The following is a 15,889-nucleotide window of genomic DNA, read 5'->3' on the forward strand; positions in this document are numbered from 1 at the left end:
CTTAAGCGCTCAGCGACTTGCGGCCATGGGCGCGACGCGAATTTAGAATTTTGCGGCCTGCTTTGGTGGCCATGCGCGCGCGAAAACCGTGGCGCCGTTTGCGAACCAGGTTCGAGGGTTGGTAGGTGCGTTTCATCGCTCCGTCTCCAATTCAACTGTGGCTTGGCGAGCGGATTCGCCCGGCCCGATATATCCGAAGCCCGTCCTATAGGGGGGAGTTTCCGACAAGTCAAATACCAGATCGGGCTTTTGCAACAAAAAACCTGAAGAAACCGGCGCGGCGCCGTCGCAATTGTTACAAAAGCCCGATTCAGCGCGGAATATACACGATTTTCATGCTGCGGGATCAAGCCGTTGTGAAGTGCCTGTCAAATCGGTGGTGAAACGCGCATCTTGCTCTTCACACAAACAGAGAAGCGCCCCAATGACGATACCCGGTTCCGAAAAAACGCCCCGCCGCCATGCGGTGCATTACCTTCCAATGATTGCCATTGCCACGGTGGCGGTTCTGGGCGCGGTGTATCTGCGCGACTACCTGTCTTTTGATGCATTGCAGGAAAACCGCCAGACGCTGCTGAATTTTCGTGACCAGAATTTTGTGCTCAGCGTCTTGCTTTTCATGGCGGCTTATGTGGCGATTGTCGCCTTTTCCCTGCCGGGATCGGCGATTTCGACGCTGACGGGCGGGTTCCTGTTCGGCATCTTCCCCGGTGTTTTGTTCAATGTCACGGCTTCGACCATCGGCGCGGCCTTGATTTTCTTGGCGGCAAAATGGGGTCTCGGCGACCGGTTGGCCGACCGGATGGAGGCCAGTACCGGCACCGTGAAGCGGATCAAGGACGGAATCGACGAAAACCAGTGGTCGATGCTGTTTCTGATCCGGCTGGTTCCGGCGGTGCCGTTCTTTGTCGCTAATCTGGTGCCTGCGTTGGTCGGAGTGCCGCTATCGCGTTATCTGGTTTCAACCTTTTTCGGCATCATTCCGGCCGGTCTGGTTTTCACCTCGGTCGGTGCCGGTCTGGGCGAGGTGTTCGCGCGCGGTGAAACCCCTGATCTGGGCGTGTTTTTCGAACCTGCGATTCTGTTGCCGTTGCTGGGGCTATGTGCGCTGGCGTTGCTTCCGGTTATCATCAAGGCCCTGCGTGGCCGGAAAGGAATTTGATGGCACATATCACGACCGACCTTCTGGTCATCGGTGCCGGGTCCGGCGGGTTGTCGGTTGCCGCCGGTGCGGTTCAGATGGGGGCCGATGTGACCTTGCTGGAAGGCCACAAGATGGGTGGCGATTGCCTCAATTACGGCTGCGTACCATCCAAGGCGCTGCTGGCGGCTGGACATGCCGCCCATGCGATGGGGGCAGGGGCCGCGATGGGGATCACGCCAGTTGCGCCAGATATCGACTATGCCGCAGCCAAGGATCACGTGTTGCGCGTGATTGAGCAGATCGCGCCGGTAGACAGTCAGGAACGGTTCGAAGGTCTTGGCGTTCGGGTGATCCGTGAATATGGCCATTTCACCGGGCCGCGCACGGTCCGGGCGGGCGATACCGAAATCACCGCCCGGCGCATCGTGATCGCAACCGGGTCGTCGCCTTTGGTACCACCGATTCCCGGTCTGGATCAGGTGCCCTATCTAACTAATGAAACCCTGTTCGATCTGCGCGACAAGCCCGATCACCTTCTGATCATCGGCGGCGGTCCCATTGGCATGGAAATGGCGCAGGCGCATCGTCGTCTGGGCTGTCAGGTTACGGTGATCGAAGGCATGACCGCGCTGGGGAAGGACGATCCCGAACTGGCTGCCATCGCATTGGAAAACCTGCGTGCCGAAGGTATCGAAATTGTCGAAGGCGCAGCGGCGCAGCAGATTTCCGGTTGGGACGGAGAGGTTAGCGTTGAAACGCCAAAAGGCACGTTCACCGGGTCGCATCTGTTGGTTGCGGTGGGACGGAAGCCGAATATCGACACGCTCGATCTGGAAAAGGCTGGGATCGAAACCACACGGGCGGGGATCAAGGTCGATCGCAGTTTGCGCACCAGCAATCGCAAGGTCTTTGCGATCGGCGACGTGGCGGGTGGGCTGCAATTCACTCATGTCGCGGGATATCATGCCGGGCTGATCATCAAGCAGGCGCTGTTTGGTCTGCCGGCCAAGGTGTCGACCGCTCATATCCCTTGGGCCACCTATACCGACCCCGAAATCGCCCAGGTCGGTCTGACCGAAGCGCAGGCGCGCGACCGCTATGGCGACAAGATGGAGGTCGCCCGGTTCGACTACAGCCATAACGACCGCGCCATCGCGCTCCGACAAGACAAGGGGCTGATCAAGGTGATGGTGGTCAAGGGCCGCCCGGTGGGGGTCTCGATTGTCGGGTATCAAGCGGGCGAATTGATCGCGACATGGTCTTTGGCCATCGCCAATAAAATCAAGATGTCGGGCATTTCCGCGATGATTGCGCCATATCCGACCATTGCAGAGCTTAACAAGCGCGTCGCAGGTGCCTATTTCTCTCCAAGATTGTTTGATAACCTAAAGGTCAAGCGGGTCGTCCGGCTGCTGCAAAAGCTGCTACCGTGATCCGTGTGACGGAGAATATATGCTGAACACGCTTTCAGGCCGCTTTCTGGTACTGACCATCATCTTCGTGATGCTGGCGGAAGTGTTGATCTTTGTGCCGTCGGTCGCCCGGTTCAGGGAAGATTACTTGCTGTCACGTCTGGAACGGGCGCAGATCGCATCCTTGGCCTTGCTGGCCGATGACATGATTTCACCCGATCTGGAAGAGGAATTGCTGCGCAATGCCGAAGTGTTCAACGTGGTGCTGCGCCGGGACGAGGCCCGCCAGCTGATCCTGTCTGCCCCGATGCCGCAATCGATCGGCGCCACGTTCGATCTGCGGGATGCCTCCGCCTTTGCCCTGATCCGGGACGCCATGACCCGGATTGTCGATCCCGAACCGCAGGTCATCCGCGTCATCGGCGATCCGGTGCGCAAAGCTGGGCTGCTGATCGAAATCACGATGGAAACCAGCGGGCTGCGCAGGGCGATGATCGATTACGGGCTTCGCATCCTGCTGTTGTCGGCGCTGATTTCGGTGGTGACAGCGATGTTGCTGTTTCTGGCAGTGCAAAGGTTTCTGGTCCGACCGATCAAAGGCATGGTGCGGCAGGTGCAAACCTATGCCGCCGATCCCGAAGACGCCCGCCGCATCATCCAGCCAAAATCCAGCTTGCGGGAATTGCGCCAGGCCGAAGACGCGCTGGCCAAGATGCAAAGCCAATTGACCAGCGCGTTGAAACAGAAAGAACGACTGGCCCAACTGGGCGGGGCCGTGGCCAAGATCAGCCACGATCTGCGCAACATGCTGACCAGTGCGCAATTGTTCACCGATCGGATCGAGCTGTCCGAAGATCCCGGCGTAAAACGGTTAGCGCCCAAACTGGTAAACTCGATCACCCGCGCGGTGCATCTGTGCGAATCCACCCTGGCCTTTGGCCGGGTCGAAGAACCGGCCCCACGGCTGGAACGGGTCTGTCTGGCCGATCTGGTCAGCGATGTGATCGACAGCGAAAGATTGTCGGTCGGTGATCACGATCTGTCCTTTGCCGAAGACATACCGGCTGATTTCCACCTGCGCGCAGATTCCGAGCAACTGTACCGGGTGATTTTCAATCTGGTGCGCAATGCCCGTCAGGCGATCATCCGATCAGGGGCACCCGGTGAAATCAGCGTCGCCGCCAGCGAAGACGAGGAGCAATGGATTGTCCGGGTGTCTGATACCGGTCCGGGTCTGCCGCCGAAAGCGCAGGAATTCCTGTTCACACCGTTTCAAGGGGGCGTCAGCAAGGGTGGTACCGGTCTGGGGCTGGTCATTTCGCAAGAATTGGTGCGCGGTCATGGTGGACAGTTGCGGCTGCGCCAAACCGGTGCTGACGGCACCGTGTTCGAAATCTGCCTGCCCAAAGGCGATCTCAACGCGTTGACGGTCCCCCAACGGGACAAGGCGGCGCCCTGACCTAGGGGATTGAAAACGTACGGTTTCCAATCCAGTTCAGCGGGTTGGAAGTTTCTTCACTTTTGCCCTTGCAAAGATACGCGGCAAGGTCTAAACCCCGCCTCCACGGACCGATAGCTCAGCTGGATAGAGTACCTGACTACGAATCAGGGGGTCGGGGGTTCGAATCCTCCTCGGTCCGCCACTTCACACTGAAATCATTGTGAAATTTGGCGGCGTTCAGATTTTGCCGGCCAAAATGCCCACCATCTGTGTCGCGCTTGGGTGTCCCATAATGCATACGGGGATCGCTGAGTTTAGACACGTTCTCCACTCTGGATGTCTGAATTGCGGATGACCGCTTAGCGGGCACAATGATCTCCACGGTCAAATCGATGATGCGTGCGGTCATGCTGTTTGGTGTTACAACCGCGTATGTCTTCCTCGAAACCACGACGTTCCGAGGAGACAGGCAATGACACTCAATGTCTTAGGAGGCATCGCCGCTTTAGCCTGTGCGGCCACTTATCTGGTCGGCTTTGCCTTTCTGGTCACCGTTCTGGCCCCGCTGGGTTACGGCACCGATGCCATTGATGCCGCTGCGGTTACGGCCTCTATCGCCGAGCAACCTGGCCTTCTGATTGCTTGGAACACGATCATCTATGTTGTGAATGCGCTAGCGCTCGCCCTGCTTGTGGTTGCCTTTCATCGCCATCTGGCACCGCAAGCGCCAGAGATCGCCTCCGTCACCCGAACCCTTGGCACAATCTGGGCGACTCTCGTTCTGGGCGCGGGCATGATTGCGAATGTTGCGGTCGAGAGGACCCATGCGCTGGCCGCAGACCCTGAGGCCGCTGCTGCCCTTTGGGAGGTATTGCATGCGGTAGAACTGGGCTTGGGGGGCGGTAATGAGATCGCGGGCGGCGCCTGGATCTTGTCCGTTAGCATCGCTGCCTTGGTGGCCCGCGCGCTGTCTCGCTTCACGTTGGGGCTTGGGGCGCTGGCAAGCCTTGCGGGGCTCGCCACGATTGTGCCCGGCCTTGGTGAGACTGCAGGTGCCGTGTTTGGCCTGGGCGCGATTGCCTGGTTCGTGGCGACAGGCATTGAGCTTCTGCTCGGGCCTGACCCGTCCGCAGTCTTGGTACCCAGACAAGCTCGGTGATGAGCGACATGGGGGCATCTTATCACTGGTGCTGAAGTGACTCATTGAGGCCGACATTCGAACAACATGCAGCATACGATTGGAGAGCAGAATGAGTGCGATTGCAAACGACCTGCAAGCATTTTTGGATCAGCAGGCTCTTCGCAAAAATATGCATGGCATCCAGCTTGGGGTGCAATCGGGCGACGGGAGCATTAACTTTGAAGGGGCGGCTGGCGCGGCCACGGCTGATCAGCCGTTCTTCATGGCCAGTATCACCAAAATGTTCACCGCCACGGTTCTCATGCAGTTCGTAGACGAAGGGCTGGTCAGGCTTGACGACAAGGTCGTGTCCCACCTGCCGCACATCGACCTGACAGGCATCCATATGGTGCGCGGGAAGGATTGTTCCAATCAGCTTACCCTGCGCCATCTGGTTCATCAGACATCGGGCCTCGCTGACTATTTCGAGGGTGACTTCGTCGAAGAACTCGAGCGGGGAAAGGACCGCGCCTTTTGTCTCACAGATGTGTTGCAGATGGTGCGCGGAATGGAGGCCCAGGCTGCGACCGACAGCGGCAAGTCCCATTACTCCGACACAAATTACCAGCTTTTTGGAGCAGTCATCGAAGCTGTGACCGGAGAGGGGCTCCAGTCCGTTTTCTCTGCGCGGATCTTCGAACCGGTCGGTATGTGCGACACCTTCATCTTTGACCACACCACAAGCCAGACCCATCCAGCGCCTGTACCGCTCTTTCACAGGTCTCTCCGTCTCGACCTGCCGCTGGCCTTGTCCAACATGGCGTCAGATGGGGGCGGCGTTTGGACCCTCACTGACGGATTGCGCTTCCTGCGGGCCTACTTCGCGGGTGTTGCCCGACGACTTCGAAATAACATGGCAGAACCGGGTCAAGGTAGCCGTCCGAAACCCCAAATCTGGCGCAGATCGTTTCGGATATGACCTTTGCGCAAACATGAGACTTGGCTCATATTGTTCTTTAACGGATTGTTCTTTGATGGATAGTGTGCGGACATGATCGAATTCACCCGGCGAAAATTGCTTGGCTCCAGTACCGCCGCGCTTTTCCTCGAGGCTATTTCATCGAAAGCGGAAGACGCGTTTCGACTGGGGCTTACGCCCGTATTCCTCGACAATGATGCTGAAGTCATAGATCAGCTGCGCACGGCGCTTGCTGCGGCTTTGGGTGTCCCGATCGAATTGGAGCAACGCCGCACCTATGAAGAAGTAACCGGGTTGCTGCTTGAAGGGTCGGTGGATGCCGCTTGGCTGTGTGGGTATCCTTATCTGCAACACCGGGACGCCTTATCGCTAGTGGCGGTGCCAGTTTGGAACGGCAAGTCTTTGTATCAGTCCTACCTGATCGCAGGCAAAGACGACACCGCAATGACGCTTGAAGATTTGCGGGGAGGGACGCACGCATTTTCCGATCCCGATTCGAACTCTGGCTATTTGGTAACGGCATCCGATCTTGCGCGGCTTGGTCTTCGCCCCGAAGGTTTCTTTCGCCGCACGATATTCACCTATGGGCACCGCAACGTGGTGCGGGCCGTGTCTGACGGGTTGGTTCGATCCGGCAGCGTGGATGGGTATGTCTGGGAAGCCTTGGCGAAAGCAGAACCAGGCCTGACGGCAGGCACTCGGGTGATCGCGCGTTCGGAATGGTTGGGATTTCCGCCGTTCTGTGCCCGATCGGATCGGATGAAAGACAACCGGTTGCTGGCCTTGGGCGATGCCCTGCTTGGGCTGGATCAAACGGACGAAGGCCGGGTTGCATTGGGGGTGCTGCAACTTGACGGGATGACGACGGGCGGTCCCGAACTGTATGACGGCATCGAAAGCCGCATTCGGGACTACGAGAATTTGCGCTGATGGACGGCTTCCGACGCATTCCGCTTTCTTTGCGCGTGCCGTTGCTGACGGCAGGTTTGATGGTCCTTTTGGGTGTTGTCGCCTCGCAACAGGTGCTGTCGACGCTGGGCAAAGTGCAGGATGCCCGCATCCGGGAACTGGCGCAGTTGCAGATCGAAGCTCTTTCTGTGGCGCTTGGTCCGCATGTGTTGCGCGACGATATTTGGGAAATATACGATACGCTGGAACGCGCCGCTGGCGAAACCAAAGGTCGCCGCATGATCTTTACCGTCGTGGCAGACGAGAATGGGCGTGTTATGGCCGCGACCGACCCTGTTCGCGCACCACTCGATAGCCCGATCAGCGCATTGACCGAAGGCGCACAGACAGCACAGACTCTTTCGGTGACAGGCGACGCAGTGCAGGTCCGTTTGCTTGCGCCATTGCGGTATCAAGGGCGAACAGTTGGGCAAATCATGACCGAACTGGACGTGGCAGACCTTATTTCCGAACGCTTGCGTGCCGGACAATTGCTTTTGTTGGGAAATGCTGTGGCAACCGGGGTGCTTTCGATTTTGGGGTATCTGGCAATGCGCAGGATGTTGATGCCGATTGCCAGACTGGTCCGGCGCATGCGCGAAACTGCCGATGCCCCCGAACCTATTCCGGAAAGCGATCTGCCACGCGGAGACACCGAAATGACGCGCTTGGTGAAGACCTATAACGCCATGACGGATGCCGTGGAAGCCAAGGCCGAAACCGAACGCCGTCTGGCGGAGCGTGAACGATTCGTGAGCCTTGGTCGCCTGTCTTCGTCTCTGGCGCATGAGATCAACAATCCGCTGGGCGGGTTGTTGAATGCAGCGGATACGATACGCCAATATTCTGACCGTCCTGACGTGGTCAGACAATCGGCTGACATCCTAACGCGCGGCTTGAACCATTTGCGCGATGTGGCTCAGGCAACGTTGGACCAAAACCGACTGGACCGCTCAAGCGCGCCTTTGACCTTCGAAGACTTCGAAGATCTGCGTTTGTTGATCGGGCCGGAAGTTTCCCGGCAAGAACAGAAACTGCGGTGGCAAATCGGCGCGTCAGGGGAAGCGTTGTCGACTTTTGCATCTGCCCCAATACGCCAGATATTGCTCAATCTTCTCTTGAACGCTTCGGCTGCGGCCGGAGCGAAAGGTGAGGTATCCTTGTTGGTATCGGAAAAGCCCGGTGTTTTGTGTCTGATTGTTGAGGACAGTGGTGATGGGCTGTCTGATGCGGCGCGCACACGGTTGCTTTCTGACGCACCTGTGCCACCGGGTGGCGGGGTTGGTCTTCGTTTGGTTCATGATCTGGTTAAAGAACTGAATGGGTGTATCCGCTCTGAGCGAGCCGATCACATAACAATTGTTGATGTCACTGTCCCCTTGCAACAGTCTGGGATGCCGCCGCCATGTTGAAAGGATACCGGATTGCCTTGGTTGAGGATGACGAGATCATGGGGATGTCTTTGGTTCAGAGGCTGGAGATTGAAGGCGCTGAAGTGATATGGCTCAAACAGGTCAACCGTGCGATCGGAGCACTTAGAACGCCGCGCGCACCCATCGATGCGGTGATCAGCGACATACGTTTGCCGGACGGAACCGGCGAGGAATTGTTTAATACTTTGTGCCGCACCGCGACGCCGCCTCCGTTTTTGTTCATCACCGGACATGGTGGGATCGAACAGGCTGTTCGCCTGATGCAGGCCGGGGCTGCGGATTACGTAACAAAGCCATTTGAAATGGCTGTGTTTCTAGAACGACTCGCGATGCTGCTTTCACCGCACACACATAAGGATTTGCCGCCGTTGCTTGGCGTGTCCCCGGCCGCGCGACGGGTTGACGAATTGGCGCTCAGGGCGGCAGGCGACGATCATCCGGTTCTGATCCGTGGCGGTCCGGGAACAGGCAAGGGGCTGGTCGCCCGTCGGATACATGAAATGTCCGACCGGCGGTCGGCGCCATTTGTAACGGTCAATATCGCGCGCGAACCGGATGTGGGGGCCAAGTTGTTCGGACCCACCGGCGCGATCCGGCGGGTCGGTGAAGGTGTGCTGTTTCTGCATGCTCTCAGCCGTCTGCCCGAGACCGAACAGTCGGCTCTGATAGACGCGCTCGAAAACAGCTTCACGGGACGGGTCATAGCCTCTTGCGGGCATGAAATGACCGAAATCGTTGCCCAAGGCGGGGCATGTGCCGATTTGTTCTACCGACTGGATATGATGGAAATTCCAGTTCCCCCGCTTGGCGAACGGACGGAAGATGCGGTTTGGCTGATGGGGCAGCTTTTTGACGATCTGAATACCCGGCGTGGTACCCGTTTGCTGGGCATCAGCCGGCTTAGCGAAGAGGCGGTTCGTGCGCATGACTGGCCCGGAGGTGGCCGCGAGTTGCGATCGCGGCTTGTGCGCGGGATCGAAACAGCGAAGGGTGATGTGTTGCAACCGACTGATTTGTTCCCTGAACGGATTACACAAGGGGACCGGATAAAGACACTCGCCGAAGTCCGTCAAACAGCCGAGAAACAGCAGATTATCGAAGCGTTGGAACGCATGGATGGACAGATCGGCCAGGCCGCAAAAGCTTTGAAAGTATCGCGCACTACCCTTTGGGAAAAAATGCAGAAACTGGGTATCGACATCGATTCAGATTGAGAAAGCCGACAGCTTCGTTTCCACGTTCGGATTTCCGAACATTTGAAAAAAATAGATTATTTACAACTACATAAATTGCGCTGTCCGGGAGCCGCAAACCGGCTTTCAAATTGGGATGCGTGGTATCCTGTTCGAATAATTGAATGGGAGGAACCAGCCATGAGATGCAAAAAAATGGTCAACGTGGGGCGGCGTCAGTTCTTGCGTGGCAGTGCGGTTGCCGGCGTCGGAGCCGCAGCCACAATGATGACCGGGGTACAGGCGCACGCGGCGACGCCTGGTGCGCAAGTGGATTACCCGTCCACGAAGTTGGGCAACATCTCGGATCTGACAGTCAACGAACCGGTCGATATTGAATTTCCGGATGCCGATAGTCCCGGCGTCTTGTTGAAAATGGGAGAAGCTGTCGAAGGTGGCGCCGGCCCGGATAGCGACATCGTCGCCTTTTCGGTGCTGTGTCCGCACAAGGGCTGGTACATGTCCTACAACAGCGAAGATCGTACGCTGAACTGCCCCGGCCATTATTCGCGTTTTGACGCCGAAGCTGGCGGTCAGCAGGTTTGGGGCCATGCAACACAGAACCTGCCGCAATTCACCCTGCGCATCGACGACAAGGGCGACATCTATGCCGAGGGCGCAAGCGACCTGATTTTCGGCCGCCCGTCGAACGTATTGTAAGAGGAGGAACAAGACATGGCTTACAAGAGACAAATTGATCGCCTGCCGATCCCTCCGGCGGATGCCAAGGTACACAACGTGACCTGTCACTATTGCATCGTGGGATGTGGATACAAAGCCTACACTTGGCCGCGTAACAAGCAGGGAACGACAACCGAAAACGCCTTTGGGATCGATCTTGGCGAACAGCAGCCGGCTGACGGGACATGGATTGCTCCGTCAATGTACAACATGGTGCAACAGGATGGTCAGGATGTGCATTTGGCCGTTGTGCCCGATCATGACTGCGTGGTGAATTCCGGCTTGGCGTCGATCCGCGGTGCGCGCATGGCGGAAAACCGTCCCAGCCGCGTGACCGGTACCCAGCAACAACGCCTGTCCGACCCGCTGGTCTGGCGTAACGGGGTCTGGCAGCCGACCACGTGGAACGACGCGCTGGATCTGGTGGCGCGGGTCACGGCCCGGATCGTGACCGAAGGGTCGGAAGACGACCTTGTGGTGTCGATGTTCGACCATGGAGGGTCCGCAGGTGGGTATGAAAACACCTGGGGGACTGGCAAGCTCTATTTCGACAGCATGAAGATCAAGAACTGTCGGATCCACAATCGACCCGCCTATAACTCCGAAGTTCATTCCAGTCGTGACATGGGTGTGGACGAACTGAATTATTCCTACAGCGACTACGAAATCACCGACACTATCGTGATGGTCGGGGCCAACCCGCTGGAAACCCAGACCAACGCCTTTCTCAACCACATGGTGCCGGGGATGCTCAACGGGGCCCGGTTTATCATGGTCGATCCGCGTCGCTCCGTCACGGTGAACGCTTGTGAAGAAGTTGCCGGTACTGAAAACGTGCTGCATCTGGCGATCAAGCCGGGCACCGATATGGCCCTGTTCAACACTCTCCTGACCTATATTGTGGATCAAGGTTGGACGGATGACGCGTTCATCGCCAATAGCACCTTCCAAGGCGGCGAAGCCGTTGGCGAAGGATCGGGCCAACCTGCCGGGTTGGGTAGTCTCGACTTTGCGATGCAGGACATTCGCACCGCACTTTCGGAAGGTGCGGAAATCTGTGGCGTGGCAGAGGCGGATATCGTCAAAGCCGCGGAATGGATCGCCAAACCCAAAGACGACGGGTCGCGCCGCAAATGTGTGACCGGTTATGAAAAGGGAATCATCTGGGGCAACGACAACTATCGCACCATCGGTGCGGTCGTGAACCTGTCGCTGGCAACGGGCAACATTGGCCGCGAAGGCACCGGGTGTTGCCGGATGGGGGGGCATCAGGAGGGGTATTATCGCCCGTCTGATGCCCATGTTGGCCGTCCGGCCACTTATGTTGACCAGTTGCTGATCCGCGGCGGCGGCAAGATCCATCACGTCTGGGCCTGTGATCACTACAAAACGACGTTGAATGCGGCGCAGTTCAAGCGCGTACACAAGCGCCGTTCGGATATGGTGAAGGATGCCATGGATGCGGCGGCCGGCGGTTCACGCGAACAGTTGGTGGATGCAATCGTTTCGGCAGTCAATGCTGGCGGCCTGTTCGTTGTCGATGTGGATATCATCCACAGCCAGATCGGCCAGAACGCGCATGTGGTCCTGCCCGCCTGCGAAGCCAATGAGATGAATCTCACCTCGATGAATGGCGAACGGCGGTTGCGTCTATCCGAACGGTATATGGATCCGTTCGGCAACTCGAAACCCGATTGCCTGATCGCGGCCGGTGTTGCCCAGCATATGGAATCCGTTCTGCGCGAAATGGGCAACGACGCATATGCCGACCAGTTCAAAGGCTATGACTGGTCATCCGAAGAAGACGCCTTCATGGATGGCTACAATCAAGGCAACCCGGAGGTGACCTATGACCGCTTGCGCGCGATGGGCAACAACGGAGTGCAAGAACCGGTTACCGGTTTCGAAAACGGCGCACTGATCGGCACACCGCGTTTGTATACGGATGGGGTCTTTACCCGTCACGGGCGCGAGGATGGAAAGGCGTTGTTCCTCGCCGCCGGTTGGCGGGGCTGGCAAGCGCCCGGCAAGGCGCAGGAAGAAGCGAACCACGAATTCTGGATCAACAACGTTCGTGCCAATATTTTCTGGCAGAACCAATTCTTGGATCAGGACAACGATTTCGTTCAGGATCGCTTCCCCTATCCGTTTATCGAAATGAACGGGGATGACATGGCGCGTCTGGGTATCTCGACCGGCGATCTCATTGAAATCTCGAACGGGAACGGCGCGACACAGGGGATGGCCTATCCCACCGATACCGCCAAGCCGGGGCAGGTCGCGATGGTGTTCGGCTCTCCTGCCGGTTCACAAGGCAACGTGGTGAACCCCGGTGTCAACGAATTGGTCTTGCCAGACTACAAACACACTTGGGGCAACATCCGCAAACTCGCGGATGCACCGCCGCAAGCCAAGGCAATTTCCTTCAAGTCGAAGGAATACACAGCCTGATCATGGTGTATGCACAATTAAACGGGCGGCGTTCGTGCCGCCCGTTTTTATCGGGTATGCCATCAGGATTTACGTTTGATCGTTCCCGAAAGCGTCAGTGCCGCGTCGAGCGTATTGGAAATGGTCCCATATTTGCGGATGTTCTTGTGCAAAAGCTCGATCCGTTCATCTGTTTCAGAAGTATCAACGACCAACTCGTAGTCAATCGCCAGCATTTTCGGCGGGCTGTCCTGCCTCTTGCCTTGCAGTGATACTTCAAGGCCGCGCAGATCAAATTTGATCATCGGGGTCACGCGCTCGGCCCCTTTGATCATGCAGGCCGCCAAAGAAGCCAGAAGCAACTCGGCAGGATTGAAGGCATCCGGTCGCCCGGCCATACCGGTATCAAGGATGATGCATGCCCCATCGGCAGCCGCTTCGGACCCGGTGTCATCCAGCCGTTTAGCCTTGATCGAATATTCTAGCATTATTCCCACTCCATCTGTTCATAGGTGGTTTGGGCATTACGACCCGCAAGGCTGTCGAATTGATCCAAATAAGAAAACGCGGACTGGTCGATTTTCGGGGCATCGATGATGTCGCCGCCATCTTCGATCAGAGCCCCGATCCGGGTACGTAAATTGACAAGGTAGTCATAGGTATCAGCCGTGGCTTTTTCTAATGTCGTGGCATGTCCATGACCTGGAACCACATGGGTGGGCTTCAAGGCTGCCATCGCCTCGAATGTGGCAATCCAGCTTTTCGCATTCGACTGCCCGCCATTGCCCAGAATGCGTTCGACATAAACGATATCGCCGGTGAAAACCGTGTCTTTCGCGGCCAGCCAGACAAAGCTGTCGCCCGGCGTGTGGGCCTGTCCCGCATGTGTGATTTCAAATGTGACCCCACCGAGTTCCAGCATGTAGCTGTCTTCAAACGTCACATTGGCATAGGCGGGGTTGGTGCCGGATAACTGATCTCCCAAGAACTGGGTAAGTGCGCTGAGCTGTTGCGAGCCGCGCGCCTTGTGGTCTTCGACAGCCGCTTGCGACGCTATGACCGTGGCCCCCTGCGCCTGCCAGTAGCCATTGCCGAGCCAGCGATGGTCTTGCCCCCCGGTGTCGATCACATAGCGCACCGGTTGGTCAGTGATTTCGCGGATCTGTGCATGGATCGCTTCGGCCCCTTTCCAGCTTCCGCCGGGGTCCATCAGGACGACACCCTCATCGGTGACGACAACGCCAAATGTTGCATTGTTGGCAAGGTTCGCCGCCGACCGTTGTTCCATCGGGCCGACCAAGGCAAAGACTCCATCGGTGACATTTTGAACTTCAAGCATGTCAGCCTGTGCTACCGAGGACGCGAAAGCCAGGGCAAACGCCGCCCCGAAAAGCCTGTAAATCTTCATGTTGTCAGCCATCCTTCCAATTTGGCCGCATCTGGCAGACCGCCCGCATGGACCAGCTTTCCATCAACACTTATGCCGGGTGTCGACATCACTCCGGCCATCGCAATCGCGCGCGGGTTCGAAACTTTTTCGACCTCGACCTCAATCCCCAGTTTCACAGCCGCATCGCGGACCATTGTTTCGGTGGTTTCACAGCGTTTGCAGCCGGGGCCGTAGACTTTGATGTTTTTCATTTTTTTCTCTCCTCAGAAGATCATATTGAACAGGAAGCCAACGGACAGAATGCCGCTGGCGACAACGCCGACGAATACCGCGATCAGGCGCATCGTCAGCACCTGACGCAGGATAATCATTTCAGGCAAAGACAGGGCGATCACGCTCATCATAAAGGCAAGCACGGTTCCAAGCGCGGCCCCTTTGCCCAGCAGGGCTTCGACGATTGGAATGACACCAGCGGCATTGGTGTACATTGGGATGCCCATCACAACTGCAGCCGGTACCGACCACCATGCATCGGCCCCCATGATTTGCACCATCAGATCTTCGGGGACATAGCCGTGGATCAGCGCCCCCATGCCGATGCCGAGGATGATCCAAATCCAGACCTTCGAAAAAATTTCCCGTACCGCTTCGATACCCAACCGATAGCGGGCGGAGAAGGTCAGGGATTCATCTTCGGGAACGGCAACATCCGTCGCCCCGGAATGGATGTCTTGCACCCAATCTTGCAGCCAGCCTTCAAGATGCAGTTTACCAATCACAAACCCCGCAACGATCGCAATTGCCAGACCAAAGAACAGATAGGTCATTGCGACCTGCCAGCCGACCAGACCCACCAGAAGAACCAGTGCGACTTCGTTCACCATCGGTGCGGCAATCAGAAAGGAAAAGGTGACACCCAAAGGCACCCCGGCGGAAACAAAGCCTATGAACAACGGTACCGCAGAACAGGAACAAAAGGGTGTCAGGATACCAAGACCGGCAGACATCGCATTCCCGATGCCTTCGCGTTTTCCAGACAACAGCGCGCGTGTTTTCTCTGGGCTGAAAAAGCTGCGTACGACGCCCATGGCAAAGACAATGAGGGTCAACAGCATCATGACTTTGGGGACATCATAGAAGAAAAACGCCAAAGCTTCGCCGGTGTGGCTGTGACGATCCACCGGTAGAAGCGATACAATCCATTCGGAAACCGGGATCAATTGGCTGTACATCGCATACCAGACAAGGACAAAGGCAATGACCCCAAGATGCCAGGCCCAGCCGGGCAGGGGACGAGGTGCCCCCGAAATATGCGTTTGGGTGCTCATGCTACATTCCTTTTGTCATGCTGTTCAGCGTTAAGAACGGCTTCGATGATTGCATTGTATTCGTCCGGCAAATCAGTGTTGCGGCGGTAGCGCACCCATTGCGCGTCGCGTCGGTCCACCACGATCCCAGCCAGTTTCAAGGCTTTCATGTGTCGGGACATTCGACTTTGGGTCACGCCCAATTTCGCCATCAGTTCACAAACGCAATGTTCACCGCCATCCCAAATAATGCTGAGCGCACCCCGACGGACCGGGTCTGCTATGGCTACCAAGAAGTCTTGCATCTGTCATTTCCTAGTAATTGCGTTTATCCGCATATGCGCTTAAGCGAATATATGTGCAATGGGCAGA

The 15,889-nt window shown here is 57.2% G+C and carries 16 protein-coding genes and 1 tRNA gene; 11 read left to right on the forward strand and 6 right to left on the reverse strand.

All coding sequences use genetic code 11. From position 1 onward, the window contains the following. Position 1: 1 nt before the first annotated feature. A complete protein-coding gene (gene rpmH, locus TG4357_RS14005) occupies positions 2 to 136 on the reverse strand; it encodes a 50S ribosomal protein L34 (RefSeq protein ID WP_058263531.1) in 135 nt (44 codons plus the stop codon). Between the two features lie 288 nt (positions 137 to 424). Here rpmH and TG4357_RS14010 point away from each other — a divergent pair, with 288 nt between their 5' ends. From TG4357_RS14010 to TG4357_RS14060, 11 genes are all read left to right on the forward strand, one after another. Continuing rightward, a complete protein-coding gene (locus TG4357_RS14010) occupies positions 425 to 1,162 on the forward strand; it encodes a TVP38/TMEM64 family protein (protein WP_058263532.1) in 738 nt (245 codons plus the stop codon). After that, a complete protein-coding gene (locus TG4357_RS14015; RefSeq protein ID WP_058263533.1) occupies positions 1,162 to 2,577 on the forward strand; it encodes a dihydrolipoyl dehydrogenase family protein in 1,416 nt (471 codons plus the stop codon). The genes TG4357_RS14010 and TG4357_RS14015 overlap by 1 nt, the downstream gene beginning before the upstream one ends. A gap of 19 nt (positions 2,578 to 2,596) precedes the next feature. Then, on the forward strand, positions 2,597 to 4,015 hold the full coding sequence (locus tag TG4357_RS14020) for a sensor histidine kinase (RefSeq protein WP_058263534.1): 1,419 nt from the start codon (positions 2,597 to 2,599) through the stop codon (positions 4,013 to 4,015). 107 nt (positions 4,016 to 4,122) lie between these two features. Next, positions 4,123 to 4,199, forward strand: a tRNA-Arg gene (locus TG4357_RS14025). Positions 4,200 to 4,469: 270 nt separating this feature from the next. Further along, positions 4,470 to 5,156 carry a hypothetical protein gene (locus tag TG4357_RS14030; RefSeq protein WP_058263535.1) on the forward strand — a complete coding sequence of 229 codons (687 nt, stop codon included), beginning with the start codon at positions 4,470 to 4,472 and terminating at the stop codon, positions 5,154 to 5,156. 91 nt (positions 5,157 to 5,247) lie between these two features. Further along, positions 5,248 to 6,096 (forward strand): serine hydrolase domain-containing protein, encoded by an 849-nt coding sequence (locus TG4357_RS14035; protein WP_058263536.1) that lies wholly within the window; start codon positions 5,248 to 5,250, stop codon positions 6,094 to 6,096. Positions 6,097 to 6,168: 72 nt separating this feature from the next. Continuing rightward, on the forward strand, positions 6,169 to 7,026 hold the full coding sequence (locus tag TG4357_RS14040; RefSeq protein ID WP_058263537.1) for a PhnD/SsuA/transferrin family substrate-binding protein: 858 nt from the start codon (positions 6,169 to 6,171) through the stop codon (positions 7,024 to 7,026). Further along, positions 7,026 to 8,456: an ATP-binding protein gene (locus TG4357_RS14045; RefSeq protein WP_058263538.1), complete on the forward strand. Its 1,431-nt coding sequence runs from the start codon at positions 7,026 to 7,028 to the stop codon at positions 8,454 to 8,456. Before TG4357_RS14040 ends, TG4357_RS14045 begins: the two co-directional genes overlap by 1 nt. Continuing rightward, complete coding sequence (locus tag TG4357_RS14050; protein WP_058263539.1) at positions 8,450 to 9,691, forward strand: sigma-54-dependent transcriptional regulator; 1,242 nt, start codon at positions 8,450 to 8,452, stop codon at positions 9,689 to 9,691. Before TG4357_RS14045 ends, TG4357_RS14050 begins: the two co-directional genes overlap by 7 nt. A 159-nt stretch (positions 9,692 to 9,850) precedes the next feature. Next, the gene (locus TG4357_RS14055) at positions 9,851 to 10,369 is read left to right on the forward strand and encodes an arsenate reductase (azurin) small subunit (RefSeq protein WP_058263540.1); all 519 of its coding nucleotides are present in this window, start codon (positions 9,851 to 9,853) and stop codon (positions 10,367 to 10,369) included. 15 nt (positions 10,370 to 10,384) lie between these two features. Continuing rightward, positions 10,385 to 12,841 (forward strand): arsenate reductase (azurin) large subunit, encoded by a 2,457-nt coding sequence (locus TG4357_RS14060; protein ID WP_058263541.1) that lies wholly within the window; start codon positions 10,385 to 10,387, stop codon positions 12,839 to 12,841. A gap of 62 nt (positions 12,842 to 12,903) precedes the next feature. On the opposite strand, the gene TG4357_RS14065 is transcribed toward TG4357_RS14060, so the two are convergent. The 5 genes from TG4357_RS14065 to TG4357_RS14085 are packed head-to-tail and all read right to left on the reverse strand — an operon-like array spanning position 12,904 to position 15,822. Further along, positions 12,904 to 13,308: an OsmC family protein gene (locus tag TG4357_RS14065; RefSeq protein ID WP_058263542.1), complete on the reverse strand. Its 405-nt coding sequence runs from the start codon at positions 13,306 to 13,308 to the stop codon at positions 12,904 to 12,906. Then, complete coding sequence (locus TG4357_RS14070) at positions 13,308 to 14,228, reverse strand: MBL fold metallo-hydrolase (protein WP_058263543.1); 921 nt, start codon at positions 14,226 to 14,228, stop codon at positions 13,308 to 13,310. The genes TG4357_RS14065 and TG4357_RS14070 overlap by 1 nt, the downstream gene beginning before the upstream one ends. Then, the gene (locus tag TG4357_RS14075) at positions 14,225 to 14,461 is read right to left on the reverse strand and encodes a thioredoxin family protein (RefSeq protein ID WP_058263544.1); all 237 of its coding nucleotides are present in this window, start codon (positions 14,459 to 14,461) and stop codon (positions 14,225 to 14,227) included. Before TG4357_RS14075 ends, TG4357_RS14070 begins: the two co-directional genes overlap by 4 nt. A gap of 12 nt (positions 14,462 to 14,473) precedes the next feature. Then, positions 14,474 to 15,538, reverse strand: a complete 1,065-nt coding sequence (locus TG4357_RS14080; protein WP_058263545.1) for a permease — start codon at positions 15,536 to 15,538, stop codon at positions 14,474 to 14,476. Then, positions 15,535 to 15,822 (reverse strand): ArsR/SmtB family transcription factor, encoded by a 288-nt coding sequence (locus TG4357_RS14085; protein ID WP_058263546.1) that lies wholly within the window; start codon positions 15,820 to 15,822, stop codon positions 15,535 to 15,537. Before TG4357_RS14085 ends, TG4357_RS14080 begins: the two co-directional genes overlap by 4 nt. Positions 15,823 to 15,889 lie beyond the last annotated feature (67 nt).

It is taken from the genome of Thalassovita gelatinovora (genome assembly GCF_001458355.1).
Taxonomy (GTDB): domain Bacteria; phylum Pseudomonadota; class Alphaproteobacteria; order Rhodobacterales; family Rhodobacteraceae; genus Thalassobius; species Thalassobius gelatinovorus.

Coding starts and splice junctions, on each gene's coding strand:
- rpmH (WP_058263531.1), bottom strand. CDS start 136: ATGAAACGCACCTACCAACCCTCGAACCTGGTTCGCAAACGGCGCCAC.
- TG4357_RS14010 (WP_058263532.1), top strand. CDS start 425: ATGACGATACCCGGTTCCGAAAAAACGCCCCGCCGCCATGCGGTGCAT.
- TG4357_RS14015 (WP_058263533.1), top strand. CDS start 1,162: ATGGCACATATCACGACCGACCTTCTGGTCATCGGTGCCGGGTCCGGC.
- TG4357_RS14020 (WP_058263534.1), top strand. CDS start 2,597: ATGCTGAACACGCTTTCAGGCCGCTTTCTGGTACTGACCATCATCTTC.
- TG4357_RS14030 (WP_058263535.1), top strand. CDS start 4,470: ATGACACTCAATGTCTTAGGAGGCATCGCCGCTTTAGCCTGTGCGGCC.
- TG4357_RS14035 (WP_058263536.1), top strand. CDS start 5,248: ATGAGTGCGATTGCAAACGACCTGCAAGCATTTTTGGATCAGCAGGCT.
- TG4357_RS14040 (WP_058263537.1), top strand. CDS start 6,169: ATGATCGAATTCACCCGGCGAAAATTGCTTGGCTCCAGTACCGCCGCG.
- TG4357_RS14045 (WP_058263538.1), top strand. CDS start 7,026: ATGGACGGCTTCCGACGCATTCCGCTTTCTTTGCGCGTGCCGTTGCTG.
- TG4357_RS14050 (WP_058263539.1), top strand. CDS start 8,450: ATGTTGAAAGGATACCGGATTGCCTTGGTTGAGGATGACGAGATCATG.
- TG4357_RS14055 (WP_058263540.1), top strand. CDS start 9,851: ATGAGATGCAAAAAAATGGTCAACGTGGGGCGGCGTCAGTTCTTGCGT.
- TG4357_RS14060 (WP_058263541.1), top strand. CDS start 10,385: ATGGCTTACAAGAGACAAATTGATCGCCTGCCGATCCCTCCGGCGGAT.
- TG4357_RS14065 (WP_058263542.1), bottom strand. CDS start 13,308: ATGCTAGAATATTCGATCAAGGCTAAACGGCTGGATGACACCGGGTCC.
- TG4357_RS14070 (WP_058263543.1), bottom strand. CDS start 14,228: ATGAAGATTTACAGGCTTTTCGGGGCGGCGTTTGCCCTGGCTTTCGCG.
- TG4357_RS14075 (WP_058263544.1), bottom strand. CDS start 14,461: ATGAAAAACATCAAAGTCTACGGCCCCGGCTGCAAACGCTGTGAAACC.
- TG4357_RS14080 (WP_058263545.1), bottom strand. CDS start 15,538: ATGAGCACCCAAACGCATATTTCGGGGGCACCTCGTCCCCTGCCCGGC.
- TG4357_RS14085 (WP_058263546.1), bottom strand. CDS start 15,822: ATGCAAGACTTCTTGGTAGCCATAGCAGACCCGGTCCGTCGGGGTGCG.